Source organism: Vespertiliibacter pulmonis, assembly GCF_013377275.1.
GTDB classification, from domain to species: domain Bacteria; phylum Pseudomonadota; class Gammaproteobacteria; order Enterobacterales; family Pasteurellaceae; genus Vespertiliibacter; species Vespertiliibacter pulmonis.
Map to the genome: position 1 here is coordinate 290205 of NZ_CP016615.1, position 22901 is coordinate 313105.

Annotated in this window: 26 protein-coding genes; 15 read left to right on the plus strand and 11 right to left on the minus strand. The window is 34.0% G+C overall.

Annotation, left to right across the window (positions count from 1 at the left end; all coding sequences use genetic code 11):
• The first annotated feature begins 6 nt into the window (after nucleotides 1–6).
• Nucleotides 7–993 (plus strand): protein translocase subunit SecF, encoded by a 987-nt coding sequence (secF, locus tag A6B43_RS01490; protein WP_124210829.1) that lies wholly within the window; start codon nucleotides 7–9, stop codon nucleotides 991–993.
• A 261-nt stretch (nucleotides 994–1254) separates the two neighbouring features.
• On the opposite strand, the gene A6B43_RS01495 is transcribed toward secF, so the two are convergent.
• The 8 genes from A6B43_RS01495 to thrS all read right to left on the minus strand — a co-directional run bounded on the left by A6B43_RS01495 (nucleotide 1255) and on the right by thrS (nucleotide 7088).
• Nucleotides 1255–1479, minus strand: a complete 225-nt coding sequence (locus A6B43_RS01495) for a YgjV family protein (RefSeq protein WP_124210830.1) — start codon at nucleotides 1477–1479, stop codon at nucleotides 1255–1257.
• Nucleotides 1480–1686: 207 nt separating this feature from the next.
• Complete coding sequence (locus A6B43_RS01500) at nucleotides 1687–1947, minus strand: hypothetical protein (RefSeq protein ID WP_124210831.1); 261 nt, start codon at nucleotides 1945–1947, stop codon at nucleotides 1687–1689.
• A gap of 56 nt (nucleotides 1948–2003) precedes the next feature.
• Nucleotides 2004–2288: a hypothetical protein gene (locus A6B43_RS01505; RefSeq protein WP_124210832.1), complete on the minus strand. Its 285-nt coding sequence runs from the start codon at nucleotides 2286–2288 to the stop codon at nucleotides 2004–2006.
• Between the two features lie 153 nt (nucleotides 2289–2441).
• The gene (rplT, locus tag A6B43_RS01510; RefSeq protein WP_005714486.1) at nucleotides 2442–2795 is read right to left on the minus strand and encodes a 50S ribosomal protein L20; all 354 of its coding nucleotides are present in this window, start codon (nucleotides 2793–2795) and stop codon (nucleotides 2442–2444) included.
• A 91-nt stretch (nucleotides 2796–2886) separates the two neighbouring features.
• Nucleotides 2887–3084 (minus strand): 50S ribosomal protein L35, encoded by a 198-nt coding sequence (gene rpmI / locus A6B43_RS01515; RefSeq protein ID WP_124210833.1) that lies wholly within the window; start codon nucleotides 3082–3084, stop codon nucleotides 2887–2889.
• 114 nt (nucleotides 3085–3198) lie between these two features.
• Nucleotides 3199–3774 (minus strand): translation initiation factor IF-3, encoded by a 576-nt coding sequence (gene infC, locus A6B43_RS01520; RefSeq protein ID WP_418902970.1) that lies wholly within the window; start codon nucleotides 3772–3774, stop codon nucleotides 3199–3201.
• 113 nt (nucleotides 3775–3887) lie between these two features.
• Nucleotides 3888–5051 (minus strand): glycerate kinase, encoded by a 1164-nt coding sequence (locus A6B43_RS01525; RefSeq protein ID WP_124210834.1) that lies wholly within the window; start codon nucleotides 5049–5051, stop codon nucleotides 3888–3890.
• A gap of 105 nt (nucleotides 5052–5156) precedes the next feature.
• Nucleotides 5157–7088: a threonine--tRNA ligase gene (thrS, locus tag A6B43_RS01530; RefSeq protein WP_124210835.1), complete on the minus strand. Its 1932-nt coding sequence runs from the start codon at nucleotides 7086–7088 to the stop codon at nucleotides 5157–5159.
• 304 nt (nucleotides 7089–7392) lie between these two features.
• On the opposite strand from thrS, the gene A6B43_RS01535 reads away from it, so the two are divergent.
• Complete coding sequence (locus A6B43_RS01535) at nucleotides 7393–7677, plus strand: PTS sugar transporter subunit IIB (RefSeq protein ID WP_124210836.1); 285 nt, start codon at nucleotides 7393–7395, stop codon at nucleotides 7675–7677.
• 92 nt (nucleotides 7678–7769) lie between these two features.
• Entirely contained in the window at nucleotides 7770–7958 is a 189-nt protein-coding gene (locus A6B43_RS01540; protein WP_124211031.1) for a YegP family protein, read from the plus strand.
• Nucleotides 7959–7996: 38 nt separating this feature from the next.
• Here A6B43_RS01540 and A6B43_RS01545 read toward each other — a convergent pair whose 3' ends face one another.
• The gene (locus tag A6B43_RS01545; RefSeq protein WP_124210837.1) at nucleotides 7997–9451 is read right to left on the minus strand and encodes an aminoacyl-histidine dipeptidase; all 1455 of its coding nucleotides are present in this window, start codon (nucleotides 9449–9451) and stop codon (nucleotides 7997–7999) included.
• 166 nt (nucleotides 9452–9617) lie between these two features.
• On the opposite strand from A6B43_RS01545, the gene gpt reads away from it, so the two are divergent.
• The 4 genes from gpt (at nucleotide 9618) to thiI (ending at nucleotide 13920) form a co-directional block, all read left to right on the plus strand.
• Nucleotides 9618–10094 carry a xanthine phosphoribosyltransferase gene (gpt, locus tag A6B43_RS01550; protein WP_124210838.1) on the plus strand — a complete coding sequence of 159 codons (477 nt, stop codon included), beginning with the start codon at nucleotides 9618–9620 and terminating at the stop codon, nucleotides 10092–10094.
• 75 nt (nucleotides 10095–10169) lie between these two features.
• Entirely contained in the window at nucleotides 10170–10793 is a 624-nt protein-coding gene (gmk, locus tag A6B43_RS01555) for a guanylate kinase (RefSeq protein ID WP_124210839.1), read from the plus strand.
• A gap of 102 nt (nucleotides 10794–10895) precedes the next feature.
• Nucleotides 10896–12290 carry a toxin/drug exporter TdeA gene (gene tdeA, locus A6B43_RS01560; RefSeq protein ID WP_124210840.1) on the plus strand — a complete coding sequence of 465 codons (1395 nt, stop codon included), beginning with the start codon at nucleotides 10896–10898 and terminating at the stop codon, nucleotides 12288–12290.
• A 178-nt stretch (nucleotides 12291–12468) separates the two neighbouring features.
• Nucleotides 12469–13920, plus strand: a complete 1452-nt coding sequence (gene thiI / locus A6B43_RS01565) for a tRNA uracil 4-sulfurtransferase ThiI (RefSeq protein ID WP_124210841.1) — start codon at nucleotides 12469–12471, stop codon at nucleotides 13918–13920.
• 58 nt (nucleotides 13921–13978) lie between these two features.
• Here thiI and A6B43_RS01570 read toward each other — a convergent pair whose 3' ends face one another.
• On the minus strand, nucleotides 13979–14728 hold the full coding sequence (locus tag A6B43_RS01570) for a YdcF family protein (protein ID WP_124210842.1): 750 nt from the start codon (nucleotides 14726–14728) through the stop codon (nucleotides 13979–13981).
• Between the two features lie 120 nt (nucleotides 14729–14848).
• Between A6B43_RS01570 and A6B43_RS01575 the strand changes: the two genes are divergently transcribed.
• Genes A6B43_RS01575 through A6B43_RS01610 form a run of 8 tightly spaced genes read left to right on the plus strand, consistent with a single transcriptional unit; the run spans nucleotide 14849 to nucleotide 21884 of the window.
• Nucleotides 14849–15520, plus strand: a complete 672-nt coding sequence (locus tag A6B43_RS01575; protein ID WP_124210843.1) for an acylneuraminate cytidylyltransferase family protein — start codon at nucleotides 14849–14851, stop codon at nucleotides 15518–15520.
• 2 nt (nucleotides 15521–15522) lie between these two features.
• Nucleotides 15523–16728 (plus strand): oligosaccharide flippase family protein, encoded by a 1206-nt coding sequence (locus tag A6B43_RS01580; protein WP_124210844.1) that lies wholly within the window; start codon nucleotides 15523–15525, stop codon nucleotides 16726–16728.
• Nucleotides 16725–17648 (plus strand): glycosyltransferase family 52, encoded by a 924-nt coding sequence (locus A6B43_RS01585; RefSeq protein WP_124210845.1) that lies wholly within the window; start codon nucleotides 16725–16727, stop codon nucleotides 17646–17648. The genes A6B43_RS01580 and A6B43_RS01585 overlap by 4 nt, the downstream gene beginning before the upstream one ends.
• 1 nt (nucleotide 17649) lies before the next feature.
• Entirely contained in the window at nucleotides 17650–18426 is a 777-nt protein-coding gene (locus A6B43_RS01590; RefSeq protein WP_124210846.1) for a glycosyltransferase family 25 protein, read from the plus strand.
• Between the two features lie 3 nt (nucleotides 18427–18429).
• Nucleotides 18430–19602, plus strand: a complete 1173-nt coding sequence (locus tag A6B43_RS01595) for a hypothetical protein (protein WP_124210847.1) — start codon at nucleotides 18430–18432, stop codon at nucleotides 19600–19602.
• Between the two features lies 1 nt (nucleotide 19603).
• Entirely contained in the window at nucleotides 19604–20488 is an 885-nt protein-coding gene (locus A6B43_RS01600) for a glycosyltransferase family 2 protein (RefSeq protein WP_124210848.1), read from the plus strand.
• On the plus strand, nucleotides 20488–21297 hold the full coding sequence (locus A6B43_RS01605) for a glycosyltransferase family 2 protein (protein ID WP_124210849.1): 810 nt from the start codon (nucleotides 20488–20490) through the stop codon (nucleotides 21295–21297). The genes A6B43_RS01600 and A6B43_RS01605 overlap by 1 nt, the downstream gene beginning before the upstream one ends.
• Complete coding sequence (locus A6B43_RS01610) at nucleotides 21294–21884, plus strand: Maf family protein (RefSeq protein ID WP_418902971.1); 591 nt, start codon at nucleotides 21294–21296, stop codon at nucleotides 21882–21884. The genes A6B43_RS01605 and A6B43_RS01610 overlap by 4 nt, the downstream gene beginning before the upstream one ends.
• On the opposite strand, the gene holA is transcribed toward A6B43_RS01610, so the two are convergent.
• Nucleotides 21877–22899: a DNA polymerase III subunit delta gene (gene holA, locus A6B43_RS01615; RefSeq protein WP_124211033.1), complete on the minus strand. Its 1023-nt coding sequence runs from the start codon at nucleotides 22897–22899 to the stop codon at nucleotides 21877–21879. The genes A6B43_RS01610 and holA overlap by 8 nt on opposite strands.
• Nucleotides 22900–22901: the final 2 nt, after the last annotated feature.

Consider the following 22901-nt stretch of genomic DNA (forward strand, 5'->3'; position numbering starts at 1 on the left):
GAACAGATGACAACTCAGCAATCTGAAAATAATCGTACAGAAAAAGAAACTGAAATTAAGCTTCCCTATCGCTTAGTACCGTTTATGAAATACAGAAAAATTGCTTTTCTTTTCTCTATTTTATTAACACTATTCTGTCTTTTTACAATTAGCACCAAAGGCTTTAACTGGGGCTTAGATTTTACTGGTGGAACAGTAATTGAAACCAATTTCTCTCAACCAGCTGATTTAAATAAAGTTCGAGCAGTACTAGATGAGCATGGCTACCACAGTGCTTTAGTACAAACTTTTGGTGGACAAAAAGATGTAATGATCCGTCTTCCTGCATCTGCAGGCGACACAACACTTGGTAACAAAGTGATGGATTTAATCCACCAAAAACTTGATGCCAAGGCAACTATTCAAAGTATTGAATTCGTTGGGCCTAATGTTGGGGAAGAGCTTACACAAGGAGCAATTTACGCAACTCTTGCTACTTTAGTGATGCTACTCCTTTATGTTGGATTTAGATTTGAATGGCGTTTAGGTGTAGGCGGAATTTTAGCCCTATTCCACGATGTGATTGTAACAATTGGCGTTTTCTCTCTATTACAAATTGAAATCGACTTAACTTTCGTTGCTGCAATTTTATCGGTAGTTGGTTACTCTCTCAACGATAGTATCGTGGTATTTGACCGTGTACGTGAAAACTTTCCTAAAATCCGTCGCCGAGAATCTTTTGAAGTGATTGATATTTCATTAAGCCAAACATTATCTCGTACCTTAATGACCTCAATTACCACGCTATTTGTAGTGCTTGCACTTTACTTACTTGGTGGTCCAACACTTCACAGCTTCTCATTAGCTTTATTAATTGGTATCGGTTTTGGTACTTACTCTTCAATTTATATCGCTATCGGTGTAGCATTACAGCTCGGTTTGAAACGTGAACATATGCTTCAACCCGTAGCTGAAAAAGAAGGGGCTGATCAACAATCTCTTATTGATTACTAAAACAGCCTATTACTAAATACGAAACAAGCGGTTAGTTACCCAGAATATTATGCAATTTCTGTAAGTAACTAACCGCTTATTATTTTTATAACTTTCGAAAATAATACTTATTTTATAATGCTCCCAATAATTTACTTCTCTTTATCATATTCGTTCTACTCAAGAATTATTCTCTTACTTATTTTTTTATTATCTAATAAAAAAGGACAATATTAATAATTGCCCTTTATCAGTTAGATCTTAAGCCACAGCCACTTACTTTTATGATTGCTTTTCTTTTAAGCCTTTAAAAATAAAATAAATATTCACTGCTGTAACAAAAATATTAAGACCTGCAACAGGTAATGAGCCAATTAATGAGCCATAAATCACAAAACAAAATGCACCTAAAGCATTTACTAGGCGTAATTTGATTACATCTTTCAATAAAAAAGAGATCGCAACTAGGATCATTGCGATATAGCCAAGAATTTCAGTAAAATCCATATAATTCCTTATCATAAATATTCTTATCTAGTTATTTTAACCGTTCTTTCACTTTCTGTCGGTAGTTGTTTTTTACGCAAAGGTTTGCTTATAAAAAATTTACAAAAAAAGCATTTTTTGATAAAAAAATAACTATGATAATGGTATTTTTTAGTCAAAAACTTAACCCTGAATCAGAAAATATAACTACTTATTATCAGATCTACTTTAATAATAGCCCAAGCCATAGTAGTACAAGCTTGGATAAACACTAGGATAATAGCGATAAACTTTAATTTTCGTTGTTCTATCACTATGGTTTAACTCCTGCTCATCTTGTTTTGCTGTTGGGCTTACTGTATTCCCTGTCGCAACTTTTCGGTTATATTCCTGAACAGCTTTCATATCCATAGGAACAGTACTCTGTTGTGCTTGTTCAGCACAAGCTGTCAGTATTAATGGCATGACTATATATAAATATTTTTTCATTTTAGTCCCCTAAAAATAATTGCTCACCATAAATTTATATTCCAAACATATAAAATTTACTGATTATGATATTCCTTAACAGTAACTTTCGGTAAATTATGAGAAGAATTTAACGCATTTATTTTATTTCTAGCTTGCTTTGCAATTTCTTGATATTCCTTATTAAGAAATTCTGATTTAGCCCTAATATTAGTTGCCTTTTCCATAGCAGATACAGGATCTTTATCTATCAAATTAGATAATGTCTCTTGATCTTGAGGCTTTGGCTTCAAAGGATAAGTACTTTCTTGAGAACTACAAGCAGAAAGAAATAGAGATGCTACTAATAATAATCTTTTCATAAATATTAACCTTACTAATAATCAACTTAGTTTTAATTCTATATTAATAAGTTTAAATTCCAAACAATTTATCCTCTAAATTTCTAATATAAAGGTAAATATTTAGCCAATAAAAAAGCACCCAATGGGTGCTTTTTCTCTATTCTTTAATTATTAAAGAGCAGATTTTGCTTTAGCAACTAATGCTGCGAAAGCAACTTTATCAAATACTGCAATATCAGCTAAGATCTTACGGTCAATTTCAACAGATGCTTTTTTCAAACCATTGATGAACTTGCTGTATGATAAACCATTTTGACGAGCTGCCGCATTGATACGAGCAATCCATAATTGACGGAATTGACGTTTACGCTGACGACGGTCACGGTAAGCATATTGTGCAGCTTTAACTACTGCTTGGAAAGCAACGCGATACACGCGTGAACGTGCACCATAATAACCTTTAGCAGCCTTAAGAACTTTCTTATGGCGTGCTCTTGCAATAACACCACGTTTTACACGAGCCATTATTTAATCTCCTACTTATCTAATTTGAACATTCTGTTCATTCATTTAAAAACTAAAAACTCACTAATCGTACGTTAGCTTACTTAAACGCTTATGCGTATGGTAAGCAAGCAATTACTAATACTTGGTCTGCTTTCGCTACCATTGATTTATGACGTAAATGACGTTTACGTTTAGTTGTTTTCTTAGTCAAAATGTGACGTAAGTGAGATTGTTTACGTTTGAAACCGCCAGACGCTGTTTTTTTGAAACGTTTAGCAGCACCACGTACTGTTTTAATTTTTGGCATTGTTTAAAAACTCCGCATTGTTTAAGTTTACAACATAGCAATTAGGCGAAAATAAATAATTAATTTTTGAGTAAATACCCCAATATCAATATTATTTTACTTGAGTTGCACTAATTACTTCTTTTTCGGGGCAAGTACCATTACGGCTTGACGACCTTCTAATCTACCTGGGGCTGATTCAACCACAGAAATTTCAGCTAAGTCATTTTTAACACGCTCTAATACTTCCATACCAATTTCTTGGTGAGCCATCTCACGTCCACGGAAACGGACAGTAATTTTAGCTTTATCCCCTTCTTCTAAAAAGCGAATCAGGCTGCGTAGTTTTACCTGATAGTCGCCTTCGTCTGTACCTGGACGGAATTTAATTTCCTTCACTTGTACGACTTTCTGTTTTTTCTTCTGCTCTTTTGCGGCTTTCTCTTTCTCGTAAATAAACTTACCATAGTTCATAATGCGACAAACAGGAGGTTCAGCATTAGGGCTAATTTCAACCAAATCCAACTCGGCTGCTTCAGCTCGTGCTAGTGCATCTTGAATTGATACGATACCAACTTGCTCGCCATCTTGATCGGTCAAGCGAACTTCCTTTACACGAATTTCATCGTTAAGACGATGAGCTCGATTTGTCTGAACACGTTTTACAGGTTTAATAGTTCTATTCCTCTTGTAGATTTTTCTTATAATCATACCGCTTGCAGAAGAAAGTATGATTTCTTACATTGACTCATAAATGAGCAAAACGCCCGAATTCTAATGGATACAGCAGAATAAAGCAATAGAAAATATATAAAATGACAAGACTATTTAACGTTTCTGATTAAACCTTCTTTTTCAGCCGCTAATTTACACAATCTTGCTACATTCTCTGCTGTTGATATTATATTCTCTTTTGCTGATTTTAAGGTTGCATCAAGATTTTCTACTTGACGAATAATCGGAAATACCGCATCAATCCCATATTCATATACTACAGAATAATCAGCTTTAACACTTCCAACAATAGCAATTACAGGCTTACTCCATTGCTTAGCGACTTTTGCAACACCAATAGGTGTTTTACCTGCAATAGTTTGCGAATCCATACGGCCTTCCCCTGTAATTACCCAATCTGCATTTTTAATTTTCTCTGCTAAATTGGTCGCTTGAACAACCATTTCTACGCCAGATTTTAACGTTACATTTGGAAGCAATAACAACCCTGCCCCCATCCCACCTGCAGCCCCTGCTCCTGAAGGATGAGCAATATCTAAGTTATACTGTAATTTTACCTGTTCTGCAAAATGCTCTAAAGCACGATCTAGAATTTGAACCATTTCAGGCGTTGCTCCTTTTTGAGGAGCAAACACGGCCGACGCCCCCTTTTCACCACATAATTGATGAGTAACATCACAGGCAACGTCAATTTGTACCTGTGCTAAACGGCTATCTAATTGGCTTAAATCAATCTGAGATATTGATGAAAGGTGCTCCCCACCAAACTTAACATCCTCTCCTTTATTCGTTAGAAAATGAGCGCCTAGTGCTTGTAACATTCCTACTCCACCATCATTTGTTGCACTACCGCCAATGCCAAGCAGAATTTTTTTCACCCCTAAATCTAATGCTTTTTTAATTAATTCACCTGTACCATAGCTTGTCGTTTTTAATGGATTACGTTGTTCAACAGGAACTAAATGCAATCCAGACGCTGCTGCCATTTCAATAAAAGCAGTTTGCTTATCACCAGACAGTCCAAAAACAGCCTCAACTTGATTAGCAAGCGGTGCGATTACGACTTCTTTTTGTAAATGCCCCGAAGTTGCATCAACCAGCGATTGAACCGTCCCTTCACCGCCATCAGCCATTGGCACAAGTTGATAAGTCGCCTGTGGAAAAATTCGCTGAAAACCTTCTTGAATGGCTAATGCAACCTCTAAGGCATTCAAACTCTCTTTAAATGAATCAGGGGCTATTACAATATTCATTTTATCTCCAATTTAGAACCGAATTGATACAAAAAAGGCTAAACAGATTCTATCCGTTTAGCCTTAAATTTATACGATAATTTCTATTATCATAGCGCTAAAAAATTACTCTTCACCAAATAATTTTAACTCACGTTGTTTAATCTGGTTTTTAAGCATTTCCGTAAACTCAGCAACAGTGAAAGTGCCAAGATCTGCCCCTTTACGGGTACGAACTGCAATTTTGCCAGCTTCGATCTCTTTATCGCCACAAACAATCATATAAGGCACTCGGCGTAAGGTATGTTCACGAATTTTAAAGCCAATTTTTTCATTTCGAAGATCAGCTTTCGCTCGAATACCTGCATCAGATAACGTTTTAACCACATCTTTTACATAGTCTGATTGGCTATCGGTAATATTCATCACAACTGCCTGAACAGGAGCAAGCCAGGTTGGGAAAAAGCCTGCATACTCTTCAGTAATAATCCCGATAAAACGTTCTAATGAACCTAAAATAGCACGGTGAATCATCACAGGGGTTTTGCGATCATTATCTTCTGCAACATACGAAGCACTTAAACGTTCTGGTAAGAAGAAATCTAATTGAATTGTGCCACATTGCCAAGCCCGATCTAAGCTATCATGTAAAGTGAATTCAATTTTCGGGCCATAAAATGCCCCCTCACCTTCTTGAATTTCAAATTCTAGTCCATTTGCAACTAATGCTGCGGCCAAATCTGCTTCGGCTTTCGCCCACATTTCATCTGTACCGATGCTATTTTCTGGTCGAGTTGAAAGTTTAACTTTGATATTTTCAAAACCAAAGGTACTGTAAATATCGTAAACCATTTTAATACAAGCGGTAACTTCTGGCTCAACTTGATCAGGCGTACAGAAAATATGTGCATCATCTTGCGTAAAACCTCTGACTCGCATAATGCCATGCAATGAACCTGACGGTTCATTTCGATGGCAAGAGCCAAATTCTGCCATACGCAACGGCAAATCACGGTAGGATTTTAAACCTTGATTAAAAATTTGAATATGTCCTGGACAGTTCATTGGTTTAATCGCATATTCACGATTTTCTGATGACGTTGTAAACATCAAATCGCCATAGTTTTGCCAGTGACCTGTTTTTTCCCATAATATACGGTCCATCATAAATGGGCCTTTAACTTCCTGATAATCGTATTGCTTTAATTTAGTCCGTACAAAAGTTTCTAGCTCACGGAAAATTGTCCAACCATCGTTATGCCAGAACACCATACCCGGTGCTTCCTCTTGCATATGGAAAAGATCTAATGCCTTACCAATTTTACGGTGATCTCGTTTTGCTGCTTCTTCTAAACGATGTAAATAATCAGCAAGTTGTTTTTTATCTGCCCATGCTGTGCCGTAAATACGTTGCAACATTTTGTTTTTACTATCGCCACGCCAGTATGCCCCCGCCACTTTCATAATTTTGAAATGATGGCAAAAACGCATATTTGGCACATGAGGACCACGACACATATCAATATATTCTTCATGATGATATAATGCTGGCGTGTCCGATTTATCTATATTTTCATCTAAAATAGCAAGTTTATAAGGCTCATTACGATCTTCAAAAGTATCATGGGCGGTTTGCCAGCTACCGACTTTTTTCACCACATCATAATTTGTTTTAGCCAATGCTAACATCCGTTTTTCAATATTATCTAAGTCTTCTTGTGTCAAAGAACGGTCTAAATCAACATCATAATAAAAGCCGTTATCAATAGTTGGCCCAATTGCCATTTTCGCATCAGGAAAAAGCTGTTTAATTGCGTGCCCAAGTAAATGTGCCGTTGAGTGGCGGATAATTTCTAATCCATCTTCATCTTTAGCAGTAATAATTTCTAGCTTTGCATCTTCAGTAATTAAATCTGATGCATCACGGCGAATCCCGTTCACTCGCCCTGCAATAGTTGCTTTTGCTAGCCCTGCACCAATACTTTGTGCAACATCTAAAACAGTAACTGGATTTTCAAATTGGCGTTGAGAGCCATCTGGAAGTGTAATAATTGGCATAATTGTTCCTTTACAGTGGTAACCCATACGAGAGGTTACTTGTTTGTTTTTCATTCATAATGTGTAAAACGTTTGAATAAAAAACCGCTTGCAAGCGGTTAAATAAACAAAAATTTTACGATTTACCTAAGCTCGTCCCTACAATGAACGTTCAATAAGCGATAGTTATTTTAGCATAATATTAACTAAAAAAGAAAATCATCGAATAAACGAAAATACAATAAAATTTTTCACAATAAATAGACTAATATTGTGCAAAATATCGTAAAATAATCCATATTATTTCTAAATAATAGGAGAGGAAATGTTTAGTTTATTTAAGAAAGCAAAAAAATCTGAATTAGAGCCTGTTGATATTGATGTCAATGAGATTCTTATTGCCCTTGGTGGTGCAGAAAATATTGAGAAAGTCGGCGCTTGTGTAACTCGTTTGCGTGTATCATTGAAAGATTTTGATAAAGTAAATCATAAAATGTTAAAAGCATTGGGTGCTGTTGATACCGTCAAAGTAGGGTCAAGTATCCAAGCTATTTTTGGGATTAAATCAAAAGATTATGCAGTCGCACTTGAGAACTTATTAAATAAATAGTGCTCTAAAGTTATTCTTTATCAATATAAAATTTCTTATATTGATAAGTTAAAAACAACCATTTATTTATTACCATAATATAAGGAAAAATGATGTATTTTGAAGTATATAAAGATGCAAGAGGTGAATTTCGCTGGAGATTAAAAGCCGCTAACCATATGATTATTGCGACAGGTGGCGAAGGCTATACCACTAAACAAGCCTGTTTAAAAGGAATTGATTCAGTGAAAAAAATGACACCAGAAACGGAAGTAAAAGATCTTTCGATTCAAGCAGAATAAAATTAAAAAGGCTAGCGAATATCTAGCCTTTTAATTTGTTAGCACTTAGGCGCTTGAGCTAACAATGCCGTCAATAATTTCCAATAGGTTTCAACTGCTGGAATATGCACTTTTTCATCAGGCGAATGTGCATTTAAAATAGTTGGTCCAATTGACACTAAATCCATCGCTGGATAGATTTTTTTAATTAAACCACATTCCAGCCCTGCGTGAATTACTTGGATTTTTGCTTCATAGCCAAGAATTTCATCATAAATTGTTTTCGTTAATGCGGTAATTGGTGAATGAGGATCAGGCTCCCACCCTGGATAACTGCCTGAAAATACCACCGTTCCACCAGCAAGCCCTGCCAATGAATTTAATTTACTGCGGACATCTGCTTTTCCATTTTCAATCAATGAACGTACGAGAATTTTTGCCTTTACGCTGTTTTGTTCAGTATTCAAAATCCCGATACTCAGTGAGGTTTCTACCACATTTTTAACCGTATCACTCTGGCGGACAACACCATTCGGTAACACATTCAAAGCTCGAATAATATTTTCGCTACTCGTTTTATCAAAAATTTGCGCTGAATTAGCGACAATGTCAGTAATAAATACTAAACTCGGCTCGGCAATAGCTAACTCAGCTTTAAGCTCTTGTTCAAATTGGCTTAAACAAGCGGTCAGTTTCGGTAGATCTTTTTCATCTAATGCTAAAATAGCGACGGCTTCACGAGGAATTGCATTACGCACTGACCCTCCACGAATCTCCGATAACTGGAAATCCACTTCAGATTGTAATTCTGCCAATGCACGAACTAATAATTTTATCGCATTAGCTCTTGAAGTATGAATATCACAACCTGAATGCCCACCATTCAAGCCTTTTAAACTGATTTTCACCGCACAATCAAACGAATTTGGTTGATAGCTAATTGGCAATGTTAGTTCCGCATCTTCTCCTCCCGCACAACCGATATAAATTTCGCCATTTTCTTCCGTATCAGTATTGATCATCATATTAGATTGTAGCCAATTTGCTCGTAAGCCCATAGCACCTTCCATTCCTGCTTCTTCTGTCATCGTTAGTAAGACTTCAAGTGCAGGGTGAGCTAAATCGTCTGAATCTAATACCGCCAAGCAAGACGCTAAACCGATCCCATTATCTGCCCCAAGGGTTGTTCCTTTTGCTTTGACCCATTCACCGTCAATATATGGCTGAATCGGATCACAGCTAAAATCGTGTTGTGTATTTTCATTCGCTTGTGGCACCATATCTAAATGCGCTTGTAAAGCAATCATATGACGGTCTTCCATTCCTTTTGTTGCAGGCTTACGGATCAAAATATTCCCTACTTCATCTCGTTCAACAAAAAACATTTTCTGCCTTGCCCACGCTACAATAAACTCTGCTAACGCTTCTTCATGATAAGAGGGGTGAGGTATTTCACAAATTTGGTCAAACCATTTCCATAATAAAGAGGGGCTAAGTTGTTGAATTTCAGACATATTTACTCCTAATTGGCTAACAAGCGGTTAAATTGCGATAAGTTTTGCAAAAACTCGTTTTTATTATAAAAAATCCGCTGAAATGATAGCACGAAACGCCTTTTCAGGTTATCCTTACGCAATTTTTTTATTCGGTGGCAATCCACCCTTATATTAGGTAATCATTATGAGCGAAAAATATACAAATGAAAAATACATCGTAACGTGGGATATGTTTCATATGCACGCACGTAAACTGGCTAGTCGTCTTTTACCCGCAAACCAATGGAAAGGGATTATTGCGGTAAGCCGTGGGGGATTATTTCCTGCAGCAGTTTTAGCTCGTGAATTAAGTATTCGTCATGTAGAGACCGTTTGTATCGCAAGCTATGATCACGACTCTCAAGGAGAGCTCAACACTATCCACGCTGCACAAGTTGAAAACGGCGGCGAAGGTTTTATCGTTGTAGATGATTTAGTTGATACCGGGAATACCGCACGTGAAATTCGTAGAATGTATCCTAATGCAAAATTTGTTACGGTTTTTGCTAAACCACTGGGAGCAGATTTAGTTGATGATTACGTTGTTGACATTCCACAAGAGACTTGGATTGAACAACCATGGGATCTTGGTATTACCTTTGTTCAACCTCTATCAAAATAATACCCTAATGAAGGACGCATTAGCGTCCTTTTATTGTTATACTCCCAAATATATTCAAAAATTCTCTTACATATTATGAGCCTAGGTAATCTTTATATTCTTTCCGCCCCAAGTGGTGCAGGGAAATCTTCACTACTCAATGCATTATTAGCCGATTTACCCCGTAGCCAAGTTCAGCTATCTATCTCGCACACTACCCGTTCCCCTCGCCCTGGCGAAAAACACGGTGTTCATTACTATTTTACCGATCAAACTGAATTTAAAGCCTTAATCGAACAAGAACATTTTTTAGAATGGGCAGAAGTATTTGGTAATTACTATGGTACATCTTTACCAATGATTGTACAAAGCCTTGAAAAAGGTATTGATGTTTTTTTAGATATTGATTGGCAGGGGGCAAGACAAATTCGGCAGAAAGTCCCTAATATCAAAACAATTTTTATTCTTCCCCCATCTAAAACCGAACTAGAAAAACGGCTTATTAAGCGTGGGCAAGATTCAGATGACACAATCGCCCAACGTATGGCTGAAGCCGTATCAGAAATGAGCCATTATGATGAGTTTGATTATGTTATTGTTAATGATGATTTCCAAACAGCGGTTAATCAATTAAAAAGTATTCTTACCGCTGAACAATTAAAACGGCAAGCGCAAGCGGTACGTTATCAACAATTAATTGCAGATTTACTTAACCAATAAAGAGAAATAATCCCGCTATTTCTATAACAAATATTTATACTGGTTGATTATCAAGCAATTCTTTAGAATAATACTGACCTTATCTCTTACAAGGAAATTATAATGAAAATAACTAAATTTGTACTCACTGCCATTGCAACCGTAACGCTTAGTGCTTGTGCAACCAAAATGAGTCAAGATGGTTCATTACAACAAGCCAAAGAAGAATTTCAAAATTACCAAACTATTACTCAACAATATCATATCAATGATCGCTGGTGGCTTGGTTACAATGATCCTGAGTTAAATCGCTTAATTGAAATGGCATTAAATAATAATGTCAATTTAGCTAAAGCCGCTATTGCTGTGAACTTAGCCCTCTATCAAGCTAATTTAATTAGTGCTGATTTAATCCCTACTTTCAGTGGTTCAGGGCAATCTTCTGTATCAAAAGGAGTTGGTTCTGCAAGCACAAATGTCGTTTCAACTGGGGTTTCCAAAACCAATAATCAACTTGGTTTTAATTTAAGCTATACTCTAGATTTATGGGGACGCTTGCACGATGCAAGTAGTGCTGCAGAATGGGAGAAAAAAGCAACGGAGGAAGATCTCCAAGCTGCTCGTTTATCACTTATCAACGGTATTGTGAGTAGCTATTACAATTTAGCTTACTTTAATGACGCTATTCGAGTAACTCAACAAACCATTAAAGGCTATGAAGAAATCAACCGAATCTTAACCAATAAATTTAAAGTAGGATTGATTGATAGCTTAGGGGTAGATCAATCTGCTCAGTCTATTTTAGCGGCAAAAAATACCCTAATCCAATTACAAACAGGGAAAAAAACTGCAGAGCAAACACTACGCAATTTGGTAAATTTAAAACCAAACGAACCGCTTACAGTAAAATCACCAACACTATCTAAAGTCAGCTTGCAGGGCGTTAATGTTAATGTCCCTGTTTCTGTTATTGCGAACCGCCCTGATTTAATCGCAAGCCTTAACCGTTTACAAAGCTCATTTAAAACACTAACCGCAATGGAAAAAAGTTGGTTTCCAACAATGACACTTGGTGGTGGGCTAGCAAGCGCAGCAGTTAAAGCAGGTGATGTACTTGATAATCCTGTGGCAAGCGGTATGTTATCATTTAATTTACCATTTTTAGATTGGAATCGAGTTGAAAACAACATCAAGATTTCTGAAGAAAAATATAAATTAGCAAAACTTAATTACGAACAAAAAATCACCTCTGCATTAAACGAAATCGATACTTACTATTACGCTTATCAACAGTCTGGACGCCAATATGCGAACTTACAGAAAAAATATCAAAGTGATAAACAAATCAGTAACTACTATCGTAATCGTTATGACCAAGGTGTAGCAGAAATGCGTGAATGGCTAAATGCTTTAAACACTGAACGTAGTTCACAATTAGCATTATTAGAAGCTAAATTTACTCGTGTAAAAAATGAAGTTGCTGTTTATCAAGCAATGGCTGGCAAATTTAGTCAATAATTTGCTTAACAAGCAGTCAATCCTTACTATTTTTATACACCATATTTAACAGAAAGGGCATTATTGCCCTTTCTTATTTTTATATCTCTACCTCATTTAAACATAAAAGAATAACGTAATTTATGGTAAGCTATACCTTTAAAATTTAAGCTGATCATTCAATATAACTTACTATAAAATGAAATTTATCATCAAACTTTTTCCTGAAATTATGATTAAAAGCGATTCAGTGAGAAAACGCTTTATCAAAATTCTTACCTCTAATATTCGTAATGTGCTTTTACGAGAAACCGAAAATGTATCCGTAGTTCGCCACTGGGATTTTATCGAAGTACGAGCAAAAATTGCTGAAGAATCCCCGTTAGTGTTAAGTTTATTACAACGCACACCGGGTATTCACCATATCTTACAGGTGGAAGAAACGCCTTTTTCCTCTTTACACGATATTTTTGAACAGACCTACGCTGCGGTAAAAAATGATCTTGAAGGCAAAACATTCTGTGTTCGGGTTCGTCGCAAAGGAAAACACGATTTTAGTTCCCTTGATATAGAACGCTACGTTGGTGGTGGGCTAAATCAAAATATTGAATCGGCCTCCGTTAAGCTTTCTCACCCTGATGTAACAGTGCGTATTGATATTGATCACGATAAAATGTTACTCATCAAAGCCCGCCATGAAGGTTTAGGCGGTTATCCAATAGGCACGCAAGAAGATGTTCTCTCCCTGATTTCAGGCGGATTTGATTCTGGCGTATCCAGCTATATGTTACTACGCCGTGGTTCTCGAGTTCACTATTGTTTCTTTAATTTAGGCGGAGCTGCCCACGAAATTGGGGTAAAACAAATGGCATACCACATTTGGAGCCGTTATAGCACTTCACATAAAGTTCGCTTTATTGCGATTAACTTCGAAAATGTTGTTGGTGAAATTTTAGAAAAAGTCGATAATGGGCAAATGGGCGTTATCCTAAAACGTATGATGGTACGAGCAGCAAGCAAAATTGCCGAACGCTTTGATATTCAAGCGATCGTAACAGGTGAAGCATTAGGGCAAGTTTCTAGCCAAACCCTGACTAATTTACGCTTGATCGATAAAGCCTCAGATACGTTAGTGCTACGCCCGCTCATCACACACGATAAAGAACAAATTATTGCATTAGCAAAAACCATAGGGACTGATGATATTGCGAAATCAATGCCTGAATTTTGTGGCGTTATTTCAAAGAATCCGACCGTAAAAGCCGTAGAAAGTAAAATTTTAGAAGAAGAAGCACATTTTAATTTTGATATTCTTGAACAAGCGGTCAATTCAGCTCAATTTTTGGATATACGAGAAATTGCTACAGAAACAGAAAAAGACATTGTCTCTGTCGAAACTACCTCTGCCTTAAGTGACAATGATATCATTTTAGATATTCGTAGCCCTGAAGAAAGTGATGAAACACCATTTTTTCTTGAAAACGTTAATATTCAAACACTGCCATTTTATAAATTATCAAACCAATTTGCACAGCTTGATCAGTCTAAAACCTATTTACTCTATTGCCAACGAGGCGTTATGAGTAAACTACAAGCTTTGTATCTCAAACAAAATGGTTTTAATAATGTGAAAGTTTTCCGAATGGAATAGCCATATAGTATATAGATAGAAAGGGTTGCTAAGCAACCCTTTCTTTTATGCGACTATACTACGACCACTTCTCTTTCCAATAGCCAATCCACTCTTTCAATGCCAACATATTGCTATGTAATGCACCCGATTGTGGAATAAAATACATCACATTTAACCCATAAGTTTCAGGCGTAATTCCTGCTCCCACACTTGCTGGTAACACGTCAAATCCCTGTCGTTCAAATAATAATTTTGCTCGTTGCATATGCCATTGATTAGTTACTAACACAATTTTTTTTATTCCTAATTTAGCTAAAATTTGATGACTAAATTGTGCATTTTCTTTTGTCGTTTTTGCTTTTTCTTCAATCCATTTTGTTGGTACACCAAAAAACTGCTGTAACTCTTGAGCCATTACCCCGGCTTCTGAAGTACCATTTGGGCTACTTCCCGTAATTAATAAAGGAAGTTGCGTACTTTTCTGCAAAAATGCGGCATAACGTACCCGCTCAATGGCAATAGAATTTGTAGCTAATTTTGCATATAATTCCTTACTATCTCGCAATCCACCGCCAAGCAACACTATTGCTTGTGCCGAACGGTAATCCGATAAACTCAGATTATCTTCAGTAATTAATGAATCCTGTAATTTTTGTGAAGTATAAGGAATACTAAAAATATAAAGGATTCCTATTCCTAAAAATGTAATAAAATAGCTTAATCTTCGCCAGTTCAAATAATGCAATAATAGCGAAAATAGCCATAAAATCAGTACATTAAAAGGTGGCAATACTATTGCTGTAATAATTTTAGTCAATTCAAACATTGCTTATGTCAAAGTAAGTAAAATTTAGTTATTATTCATTATTCAATGAATGATGTCTATTGTTTAGCAACGCTATAAAAATTAGAATAACAAAAATAATCCATTAAAAGCGGTTAATTTATGAAAAAAATTGCAATTATCCCTGCACGAGCAGGTTCAAAAGGCATTAAAGATAAAAATTTACAACTTGTTGGCGGTATCTCATTAGTTGGACGTGCAATTTTAGCTGCTAAAGAATCTGAAATGTTTGATAAAATTATCGTTACATCTGATGGTGAAAAAATTCTAGCTGAAGCCGAAAAATACGGAGCAATAGCCTTACATCGTCCGACAGAGCTGGCTCAAAGTGATACAAAAACAATTGATGCCGTACTACACTGCTTAAATACACAATCTATTACACAAGGCGTTACGGCTCTTTTCCAACCAACAAGTCCCTTACGCACAGCCCTTGATATTCGCAATGCAATGGAGCTTTTTCTAGCTGGACATTGCAAATCGGTCATTTCTGCTTGTGAATGTGAGCATCACCCCTACAAATCTTTTTCATTGGAAAATAATGAAGTTCTTCCCGTACGAGATTTAAAAGATTTTGAGGCTCCTCGCCAACAGCTACCAAAAATGTATAGAGCTAACGGCGCAATCTATATTAATGATATTACAAGCTTATTAACCCAAAAGAATTTCTTTATTCCAACTGTTAAATTTTATTTAATGCCAACCTATCGTTCTGTCGATATTGATGCAACTCATGATTTACAGCTAGCCGAAAGCCTGATTGGAAAAGAGTAATAATGAAAGCAATAAAAGATAGTTTTATCTATTTAATTGGCGAGCTAATTTCTCGATCTATGCCATTCTTATTATTGCCCTATCTATCACGCAAGCTAGGGGTTGAAGGCTTTGGTGAACTTTCTTATTACCAAACATTCAGTGTCCTATTTTTTATTATTGTAAGCTTAAGCCAAGAGGGAGCTATTACTCGCTATTTTTATACTTATGGTAAACGCTCACTCAATTTAGCTTTATCCGTAGGCTATGCCTACACACTATTTTCTAGTCTCATAATTTTTATTGGCTGCTGGATCGCTCAATCAGAAATCCTTTTTTACCTTGCTGTCTCTGCAATGCTTCAATCTTTTTTAGGCGTACAATTAAGCATTAGACAATGCCAAAAACAACCGATTAGTTATACTATAATCCAATTTAGTTCTAGCCTATTTTCTGTACTATTCACCATTCTACTATTAGAAATTTATACCACTGAACTCGTAGAGAAAAGAATATTAGCAATTTTATTGAGTAATCTCGCTACCTTTTTAATAGCTTACGGATTTTATTCTAAAAAAAATAAAACAAAACATTATTCAATTCGCCAGTATAAATTAGCATTAAGCTATATATTAGGCTTTGGTGTTCCACTCATTCTACATAATGCTAGCTTATTTTTAAAAGGACAGTTAGATCGTATTTTTATCTTTCATCAATTTAACCAAAGTGATTTAGGTCTATATGCAATGGGAGCTCAAATATCAGCTATCTTAATGATTATTTTACAAGCAATAAATAAGGCAGCTATTCCATATTTTTTTGAAGGGCTAAAACAAAAAAGAATTACAATATCCCAAGTTCATAAATGGACAATATTATCCCTCTTAATTATGCCAATACCCACATTAGTAATGTTAGCCATTCCTGAATCATTTATCGTATGGCTATTAGGTACCCAATTTATAGGAACAAAACATTATATTATTCTATTCCTATTTTCTACAGGAGCAATTATTCCTTATTTTATTTTAGTTAATTATCTTTTTTATTATGGAAAAAATAAACTAATCTCAATCTGTTCAATTATTTCTACATTTATTTATGTATTAAGTTTAATTGGATTAACTTTTACTAAAATTGAATATGTTCCATTCGCTAGTATTATCGGATCACTTTCTATTTTACCCATACTCTTTATTATGACTAAAAAAGTAGGAAATAATAAATGAATTTAATTATATGCTATACCCCATTACAAGTTTTATTAGCAGAAAAAATAATCAAGGAATACCCTAATGAACCTTTTTTTGGCGTAATGATCTACCCAGTAAAAAATACTAAATTTGAATATTATTCAACACGCTTATCTCAATATTGTGAACAATTTTTTTCACTACATCAACATACTGATCGTTTTAATCTACTTAAAGAAATTATTCAATTAAAATGTAAATTTAGAAATAGATATTTTGATCGTGTTTTTGTCGCAAGTATCAATGATATTCAAATTCAATTTTTATTAAGTGCTATTAATTTTAGTTCATTTTATACCTTTGATGATGGCACTGCAAATATTGTACCTTCTAGTATTTACCATAATGATGACCCAAATACATTTATTCGTAGAATATTAAATACAGTATTAAATAATAAATATAGTATAAAAAAACTAAAATCACTCTCACAAAAACATTTTACTATATATGATAAAATCCCAAACATCATTAATAATACACAATTTGTAAATTTATTTAAATTAGTTAATCAAGAACAAGAAGGTAATAATGATACAATAAATATCTTACTCGGTCAGCCTGTATATTTAGATCAAAACAAAAATATTTTATTAGCAAAAAAAGTAATACAACAATTTAATATTGATTATTATTTCCCTCATCCACGAGAACAATATATTATTAGTGATATAAACTACATTAATACGCACCTAATTTTTGAAGACTATATTGCACAACAATCTAACAAGAAAAAATATCGTATTTATAGTTATTTTAGCAGTACACTACTTAATTTAAAAAATAGTCCTCTTGATATTATAGGATTAAAAATAAATACAACTGAGCCAGCTTTTATTGATAGCTATAAATTATTAGAAAATATGGGAATTACCATTATTGATATTCGAGAATAATATGAAAAAATACCTTATATCACTAGATAAAGATCAATATCGTCGAGATCTATTTTTTAAACAAAATGATACTCAAGATTTTGAATTATTTTCCGCTATCAACACAATGGAAAAAGATAATTATTTATTAGAAAATGTCTTCAATACTAGCCAATTTAACCAGCACTACTCTAGAAATACAACCAAAGGTGAAATTGGTTGTACATTAAGTCATTTGGCTATTTATCAAAAGATAATTGATAATAATAATATTCCCGATGATGAATATAGTTTAATTTGTGAAGATGATGCCCTATTTGCCAATAAATTTGAATATAACTTAAATAGTTTACTTTTCTCAAATATATCTAGCGATATCATTATACTTGGGCAATCAAAAATTAATAATTTTAATGATTTGGAACTAGAAATTAATTACCCTACAACTTTTTCTTTCTTATTAAAGAAAAAACCTGATTGTAATTATACAATTAGCTATCCTTATAAGAATTATTTTGCCGGTACAGTTGCTTATTTAATTAAAAAATCTGCAGTGAAGAAAATATTATCTCATACTAAAGAATATAAAAAACCTTACTGGTTAGCTGACGATTTTATTTTATTTGAAAAACTTGGCTTAGATATTCAAGTTGTTAGGCCGCTACTTGTTATTGAAAATCCAATATTAAGTAGTAATTTATCTCTTACTCGGGGAGAAGAAAAAAACAACATTGTAAAAAAATTGTTAAAATATCCGCTTAAAAAATTATTAGCAATAAAAAGAAATATAGGAAAATAATTGATGTCTGCACTATTTAATTTATTTTATATTTACGATCCTTGGTTATTCCATTTTTTTAGAATGTCCATATTTGTTGGATTAATTTTCTTTTTAATTATTATTTATCGTATTTATAAAAATAAATTCTCTCAAAAGCTAATTATCCCTATTGACAGTATTATTGCAGTATTATTACTTATTGTAATAAGTGCGATTCCAATGTTAATACACGGAACAAAAGATTTCTCTGTTATTATTATGTATTGCAAATCTCTAATTCTATTTCTTATAGGTATTTCATTCTATAACCTCTTTTATATTTGCCAAGAGAATCGTTTTATTACTGATCTAAAAATAGGTATTACTATTCAAGCTATAATTGGGTTATTTGCTCTATGTGGAATCCCATTTGTTATTGAGTTTGCACTTTCAACCAATGTTATACTACCTAGATTTTATGGTTCAGAGCAAGAATATCGTCTGTATAATATAACCTCATCTGCATTTTTCCAATTAAGCATTTTCTATTTAATGTTATTCCATTTCTTATTAGCTTATAATGAAAGAAATAACACTATCCAGCCTATATTTATTTTCTTATTACTTTTTATTGGGTTAATTTCAGGACGATCATTTCTAATGCTTTCTATTATTAGTCTGACAGTCTATTTTAAATGGAGATATATACCTGCATTACTATTATTCCTATTATTATGCTTATTCTTTGCACTTAACTATGCAGATAATAAATATGTTGCCCACGCATTAGAACCATTAATTAACTTAATTTATGGTAAAGGACATATTAGTTCATCAACAGATACACTAATGCAAAAACATCTATTTATGCCAACAATAAAGCAATTTTTATTCGGTGATGGCTACTATTATTCGCCACAAGGTGGCTACTATGGAAGTACTGATTCAGGTTTTCTACGCCAAATTTTATATGGTGGAATAACATATGTAATGATCTGTTTCTCATTTACATTCTATTTTATTTGGCGAATTTCTCAGAATTGGTTTAACGGTAGTTGGAAATTTATAATATCTACTTTATTTATTTTAACCATTTTAAATATAAAAGCAGACACTTACGCTTTTCCAGGTATTATGATGATATTTTTAATGTTCCTTTCATTATTTGGTAATAAAGGAAAGATCCTTATGTTTTTTAATCAAAGAAAGAGATAATATGTTTAGTATCATTGTTCCTTCATATAATAGAAAAAATGAAATTCCAACATTACTAAAGGATTTAGAAAAACAGACTATTTATAATTTTGAAGTAATTATTATTGATGACCATTCAATAGAGCCTATTGAAATTCATCACACTTATCCATTTAAAGTAACGATTATTCGTAATATTCAAAATAAAGGGGCAGCGGAAAGTCGCAATATTGGTGTAGCTAATGCAAATTATGAATGGTTACTATTCTTAGATGATGACGATCGCTTTCAACCAAATAAATGTGAACTATTAGCTAAAACGATTGATGACTTTCCTGAGATAAATTTTATCTATCACCCAGCAAAATGTATTATGGTAAATGAAAATTTTACTTATCTTACTCACCCCTATCAAAATATTGATGATATTACGCTAGATAATATCTTAAAAAGCAATAAAATAGGTGGTATGCCAATGATAGCAATAAAAAAATCACTTTTTGAAGATGTAGGTGGCTTATCGACAGAGCTTCTTTCATTAGAAGATTATGACTTTATTTTAAAAGTTATTTTGAATAAAAAATTTAAACCTAAATATATTGAATTTCCTTTAACGCAATGTACCTTTCATACAAATAGATCAAGTGTTTCAACTAATATAAAAAATACAGAAAATGCAATCCAATATATCTTTAAAAACTATGTCAAGACAGATCAGCAACAATTAAATTTTGAGTTTAATTCACTTTATATATTAGCTTATCCTTATATTATGAACTTATCAAGAAAAGCTGCAAAATACTATTTTTTTATATTTAAGAAAAGCCTAAATATAAAATATCTTGTGATTGCATTCATTACATTTATTTCACCTAAACTTGCAATTAATTTAAAAAGGTTTATTTAATGAAATTTTCAGTATTAATGTCTTTATATATTAAAGAAAATCCTGATTATTTAACCCAATGTTTTGAAAGTCTTGTGAAACAAACAATACAAGCAGATGAAATCGTATTAATTTTAGATGGCACAATTACGCCTGAATTAGAACAGATTGTGCAAAAATTTAGTCTGATTCTACCGCTTGTTATCTTTCGCTTAGAAAAAAATCAAGGGCTAGGTAATGCTCTCAATTTTGGGTTAAAGCAATGTAAACATAGCTGGGTGTTTAGAATGGATACAGATGATATTTGTATTCCTGAGCGTTTTGAAAAGCAAATTAAATTTATTAAACAATATCCTGATACCATTATTCTAGGTGGACAAATTGCTGAATTTGGACAAACTATCAATGATATTGTGAGCTATCGCTATGTACCAACAGAGCATAATTCTATCATTAAATTTACAACTAAGCGTTGCCCTTTTAACCATATGACCGTTGCCTATCAGAAAAATATCGTACTCGCCAACGGTGGCTATGAAGATTTGCAAGAAGATTACTATCTTTGGATAAAACTCGTTGCGCTAGGTAAGCCCGTTGCAAATTTAAATGATATTTTAGTCTATGCTCGGGTTGGAAATGGTATGGTTAGCCGTCGTAGAGGGTTAAAACAAGCTAAAGCCGAATGGCGCTTATTCAAACTAAAACGAAAATTAAGCATACAAAATACCCTATCAGGTTTTGCTACCTTTTTATTGCGTGCATTACCACGCTTACTGCCGACATCAGCCTTGAGCATTATTTATCAATTAACTCGGAAACAATTAAAATGAACAAAATTTATCTTGCTTCTAACAGTCCAAGGCGTAAAGAGCTCATTAAACAGCTTGGGCTAGAATTCATTCAATTAGAGAGTGAAATTGATGAAACACCATACTTTAATGAACCTGCTGATCGCTACTGTTTACGTTTAGCTATTGAAAAAAATAAAAAAGCACAAGCGGTCAGATCTGAGCAATATTTTGCAAATTTACCTATTCTAACTGCAGATACCACTGTATCTATCGATCAAGAAATTTTAGGTAAACCTAAAAACACTGAAGATGCTATTGCAATGCTAAAACAGCTCTCTGGCAGAACTCACTACGTTTTTACCGCATTATGCGTTAGCTACAACGAACAACACTTTAGTTGCGTGCAGACCAACGAAGTTGAATTCAAAGTACTCACTCACTCTGAAATTACCGCTTATGTTGCAACAGGTATCCCATTAGATAAAGCCGGAGCTTACGGCATTCAAGGCATTGGTGGCTGTTTTGTTAAACAATTATCTGGTAGCTTCACTGGAGTAATGGGTCTTCCACTTTATGAAACAGCTGAATTATTGCGACAATGTGGAATAAAAATTTTATCTAGCTAAATTGCAAGCAAAATCGCTCTAGTTCCAACCAGATTTCATCACTAAACTCTTGTTTTATCTGTTTTTCAAGTTCTACGAGACACTGAATGAGTGTATAAAGTTTACGATAACTAAAACGATTAACTGCATTTTGATAATACATTCTGCGGTTTTGCCAAATCTTTAAGCGGTCAAATTCAGAGCGTAAATTGCCATTAAATAAAGGCTGATGAATAGATATTGGTTGTGGTGATCGTGTAATTTCTAACAAGATCATTAGTTCTTTTTGTATTAGGCGTAATAGCACAACAGGTTGAACATTCTCATTTTTTAGGGAGTTTAGTACCCTTGTTGCTCTCCCTATTTTTCCCTCTAATAACGAATCAATCCATTGAAACGGAGTAAATTGGGCCGACCGCTCAATAACTTCTTGCACTTTAGCAACGCTAATTTTTTGCTGTGGAAATTGTAATTGTAGAAGCTGTAAAACCTGCTTGAGTGCTAATAAATTCCCTTCATAGCTGTAACAAAGTAATGATATCGCTTCATTTTCCAGTTGTAACTTCATTGTCTTTATACGCTGTTTTAACCATTGAGGTAATTTAGTAATATCTGGCGTTTGACAATGAATGAGCGTGGAATTATCAGCAATCTGACTAAACCAAGTTTGCTGTTCCATTACTTTAGTTAATTTAGGGAAATTCAGAATAAACAGTAAATCTGAGTGAGTTAATGATAATAATTCTGTAAGCTGTTTTTTCTGAAAAGCCGTAATAGTCTCAGGAAAATTTAAAATTATAATCTGACGATTAGCAAAAAGCCCATAGGATTGGGCCTGCTCATACAAACTATCCCATTTTGTTTCATTACTAATAGTAAATTCATTTTTTTCATCAAATCCCTGCTTTCGGGCTATTTTTACAATACTATCTTTACTCTCGCCAATAAGTAATAAATCCTGCCCAACTAAAAGATAAAAAGGGCTTAGCCCTTTTTGTAAAGTCTGTTCAACTGCTTCAGAAAAAATACGCTGAATCA

Coding starts and splice junctions, on each gene's coding strand:
- A6B43_RS01495 (WP_124210830.1), bottom strand. CDS start 1,479: ATGGATTTTACTGAAATTCTTGGCTATATCGCAATGATCCTAGTTGCG.
- A6B43_RS01595 (WP_124210847.1), top strand. CDS start 18,430: ATGTCTGCACTATTTAATTTATTTTATATTTACGATCCTTGGTTATTC.
- A6B43_RS01585 (WP_124210845.1), top strand. CDS start 16,725: ATGAATTTAATTATATGCTATACCCCATTACAAGTTTTATTAGCAGAA.
- gmk (WP_124210839.1), top strand. CDS start 10,170: ATGAGCCTAGGTAATCTTTATATTCTTTCCGCCCCAAGTGGTGCAGGG.
- secF (WP_124210829.1), top strand. CDS start 7: ATGACAACTCAGCAATCTGAAAATAATCGTACAGAAAAAGAAACTGAA.
- A6B43_RS01580 (WP_124210844.1), top strand. CDS start 15,523: ATGAAAGCAATAAAAGATAGTTTTATCTATTTAATTGGCGAGCTAATT.
- thrS (WP_124210835.1), bottom strand. CDS start 7,088: ATGCCAATTATTACACTTCCAGATGGCTCTCAACGCCAATTTGAAAAT.
- A6B43_RS01545 (WP_124210837.1), bottom strand. CDS start 9,451: ATGTCTGAAATTCAACAACTTAGCCCCTCTTTATTATGGAAATGGTTT.
- rplT (WP_005714486.1), bottom strand. CDS start 2,795: ATGGCTCGTGTAAAACGTGGTGTTATTGCAAGAGCACGCCATAAGAAA.
- A6B43_RS01505 (WP_124210832.1), bottom strand. CDS start 2,288: ATGAAAAGATTATTATTAGTAGCATCTCTATTTCTTTCTGCTTGTAGT.
- A6B43_RS01540 (WP_124211031.1), top strand. CDS start 7,770: ATGTATTTTGAAGTATATAAAGATGCAAGAGGTGAATTTCGCTGGAGA.
- A6B43_RS01605 (WP_124210849.1), top strand. CDS start 20,488: ATGAAATTTTCAGTATTAATGTCTTTATATATTAAAGAAAATCCTGAT.
- A6B43_RS01535 (WP_124210836.1), top strand. CDS start 7,393: ATGTTTAGTTTATTTAAGAAAGCAAAAAAATCTGAATTAGAGCCTGTT.
- A6B43_RS01600 (WP_124210848.1), top strand. CDS start 19,604: ATGTTTAGTATCATTGTTCCTTCATATAATAGAAAAAATGAAATTCCA.
- A6B43_RS01575 (WP_124210843.1), top strand. CDS start 14,849: ATGAAAAAAATTGCAATTATCCCTGCACGAGCAGGTTCAAAAGGCATT.
- thiI (WP_124210841.1), top strand. CDS start 12,469: ATGAAATTTATCATCAAACTTTTTCCTGAAATTATGATTAAAAGCGAT.
- tdeA (WP_124210840.1), top strand. CDS start 10,896: ATGAAAATAACTAAATTTGTACTCACTGCCATTGCAACCGTAACGCTT.
- rpmI (WP_124210833.1), bottom strand. CDS start 3,084: ATGCCAAAAATTAAAACAGTACGTGGTGCTGCTAAACGTTTCAAAAAA.
- A6B43_RS01610 (WP_418902971.1), top strand. CDS start 21,294: ATGAACAAAATTTATCTTGCTTCTAACAGTCCAAGGCGTAAAGAGCTC.
- gpt (WP_124210838.1), top strand. CDS start 9,618: ATGAGCGAAAAATATACAAATGAAAAATACATCGTAACGTGGGATATG.
- A6B43_RS01500 (WP_124210831.1), bottom strand. CDS start 1,947: ATGAAAAAATATTTATATATAGTCATGCCATTAATACTGACAGCTTGT.
- A6B43_RS01570 (WP_124210842.1), bottom strand. CDS start 14,728: ATGTTTGAATTGACTAAAATTATTACAGCAATAGTATTGCCACCTTTT.
- A6B43_RS01525 (WP_124210834.1), bottom strand. CDS start 5,051: ATGAATATTGTAATAGCCCCTGATTCATTTAAAGAGAGTTTGAATGCC.
- infC (WP_418902970.1), bottom strand. CDS start 3,774: ATGATTATAAGAAAAATCTACAAGAGGAATAGAACTATTAAACCTGTA.
- A6B43_RS01590 (WP_124210846.1), top strand. CDS start 17,650: ATGAAAAAATACCTTATATCACTAGATAAAGATCAATATCGTCGAGAT.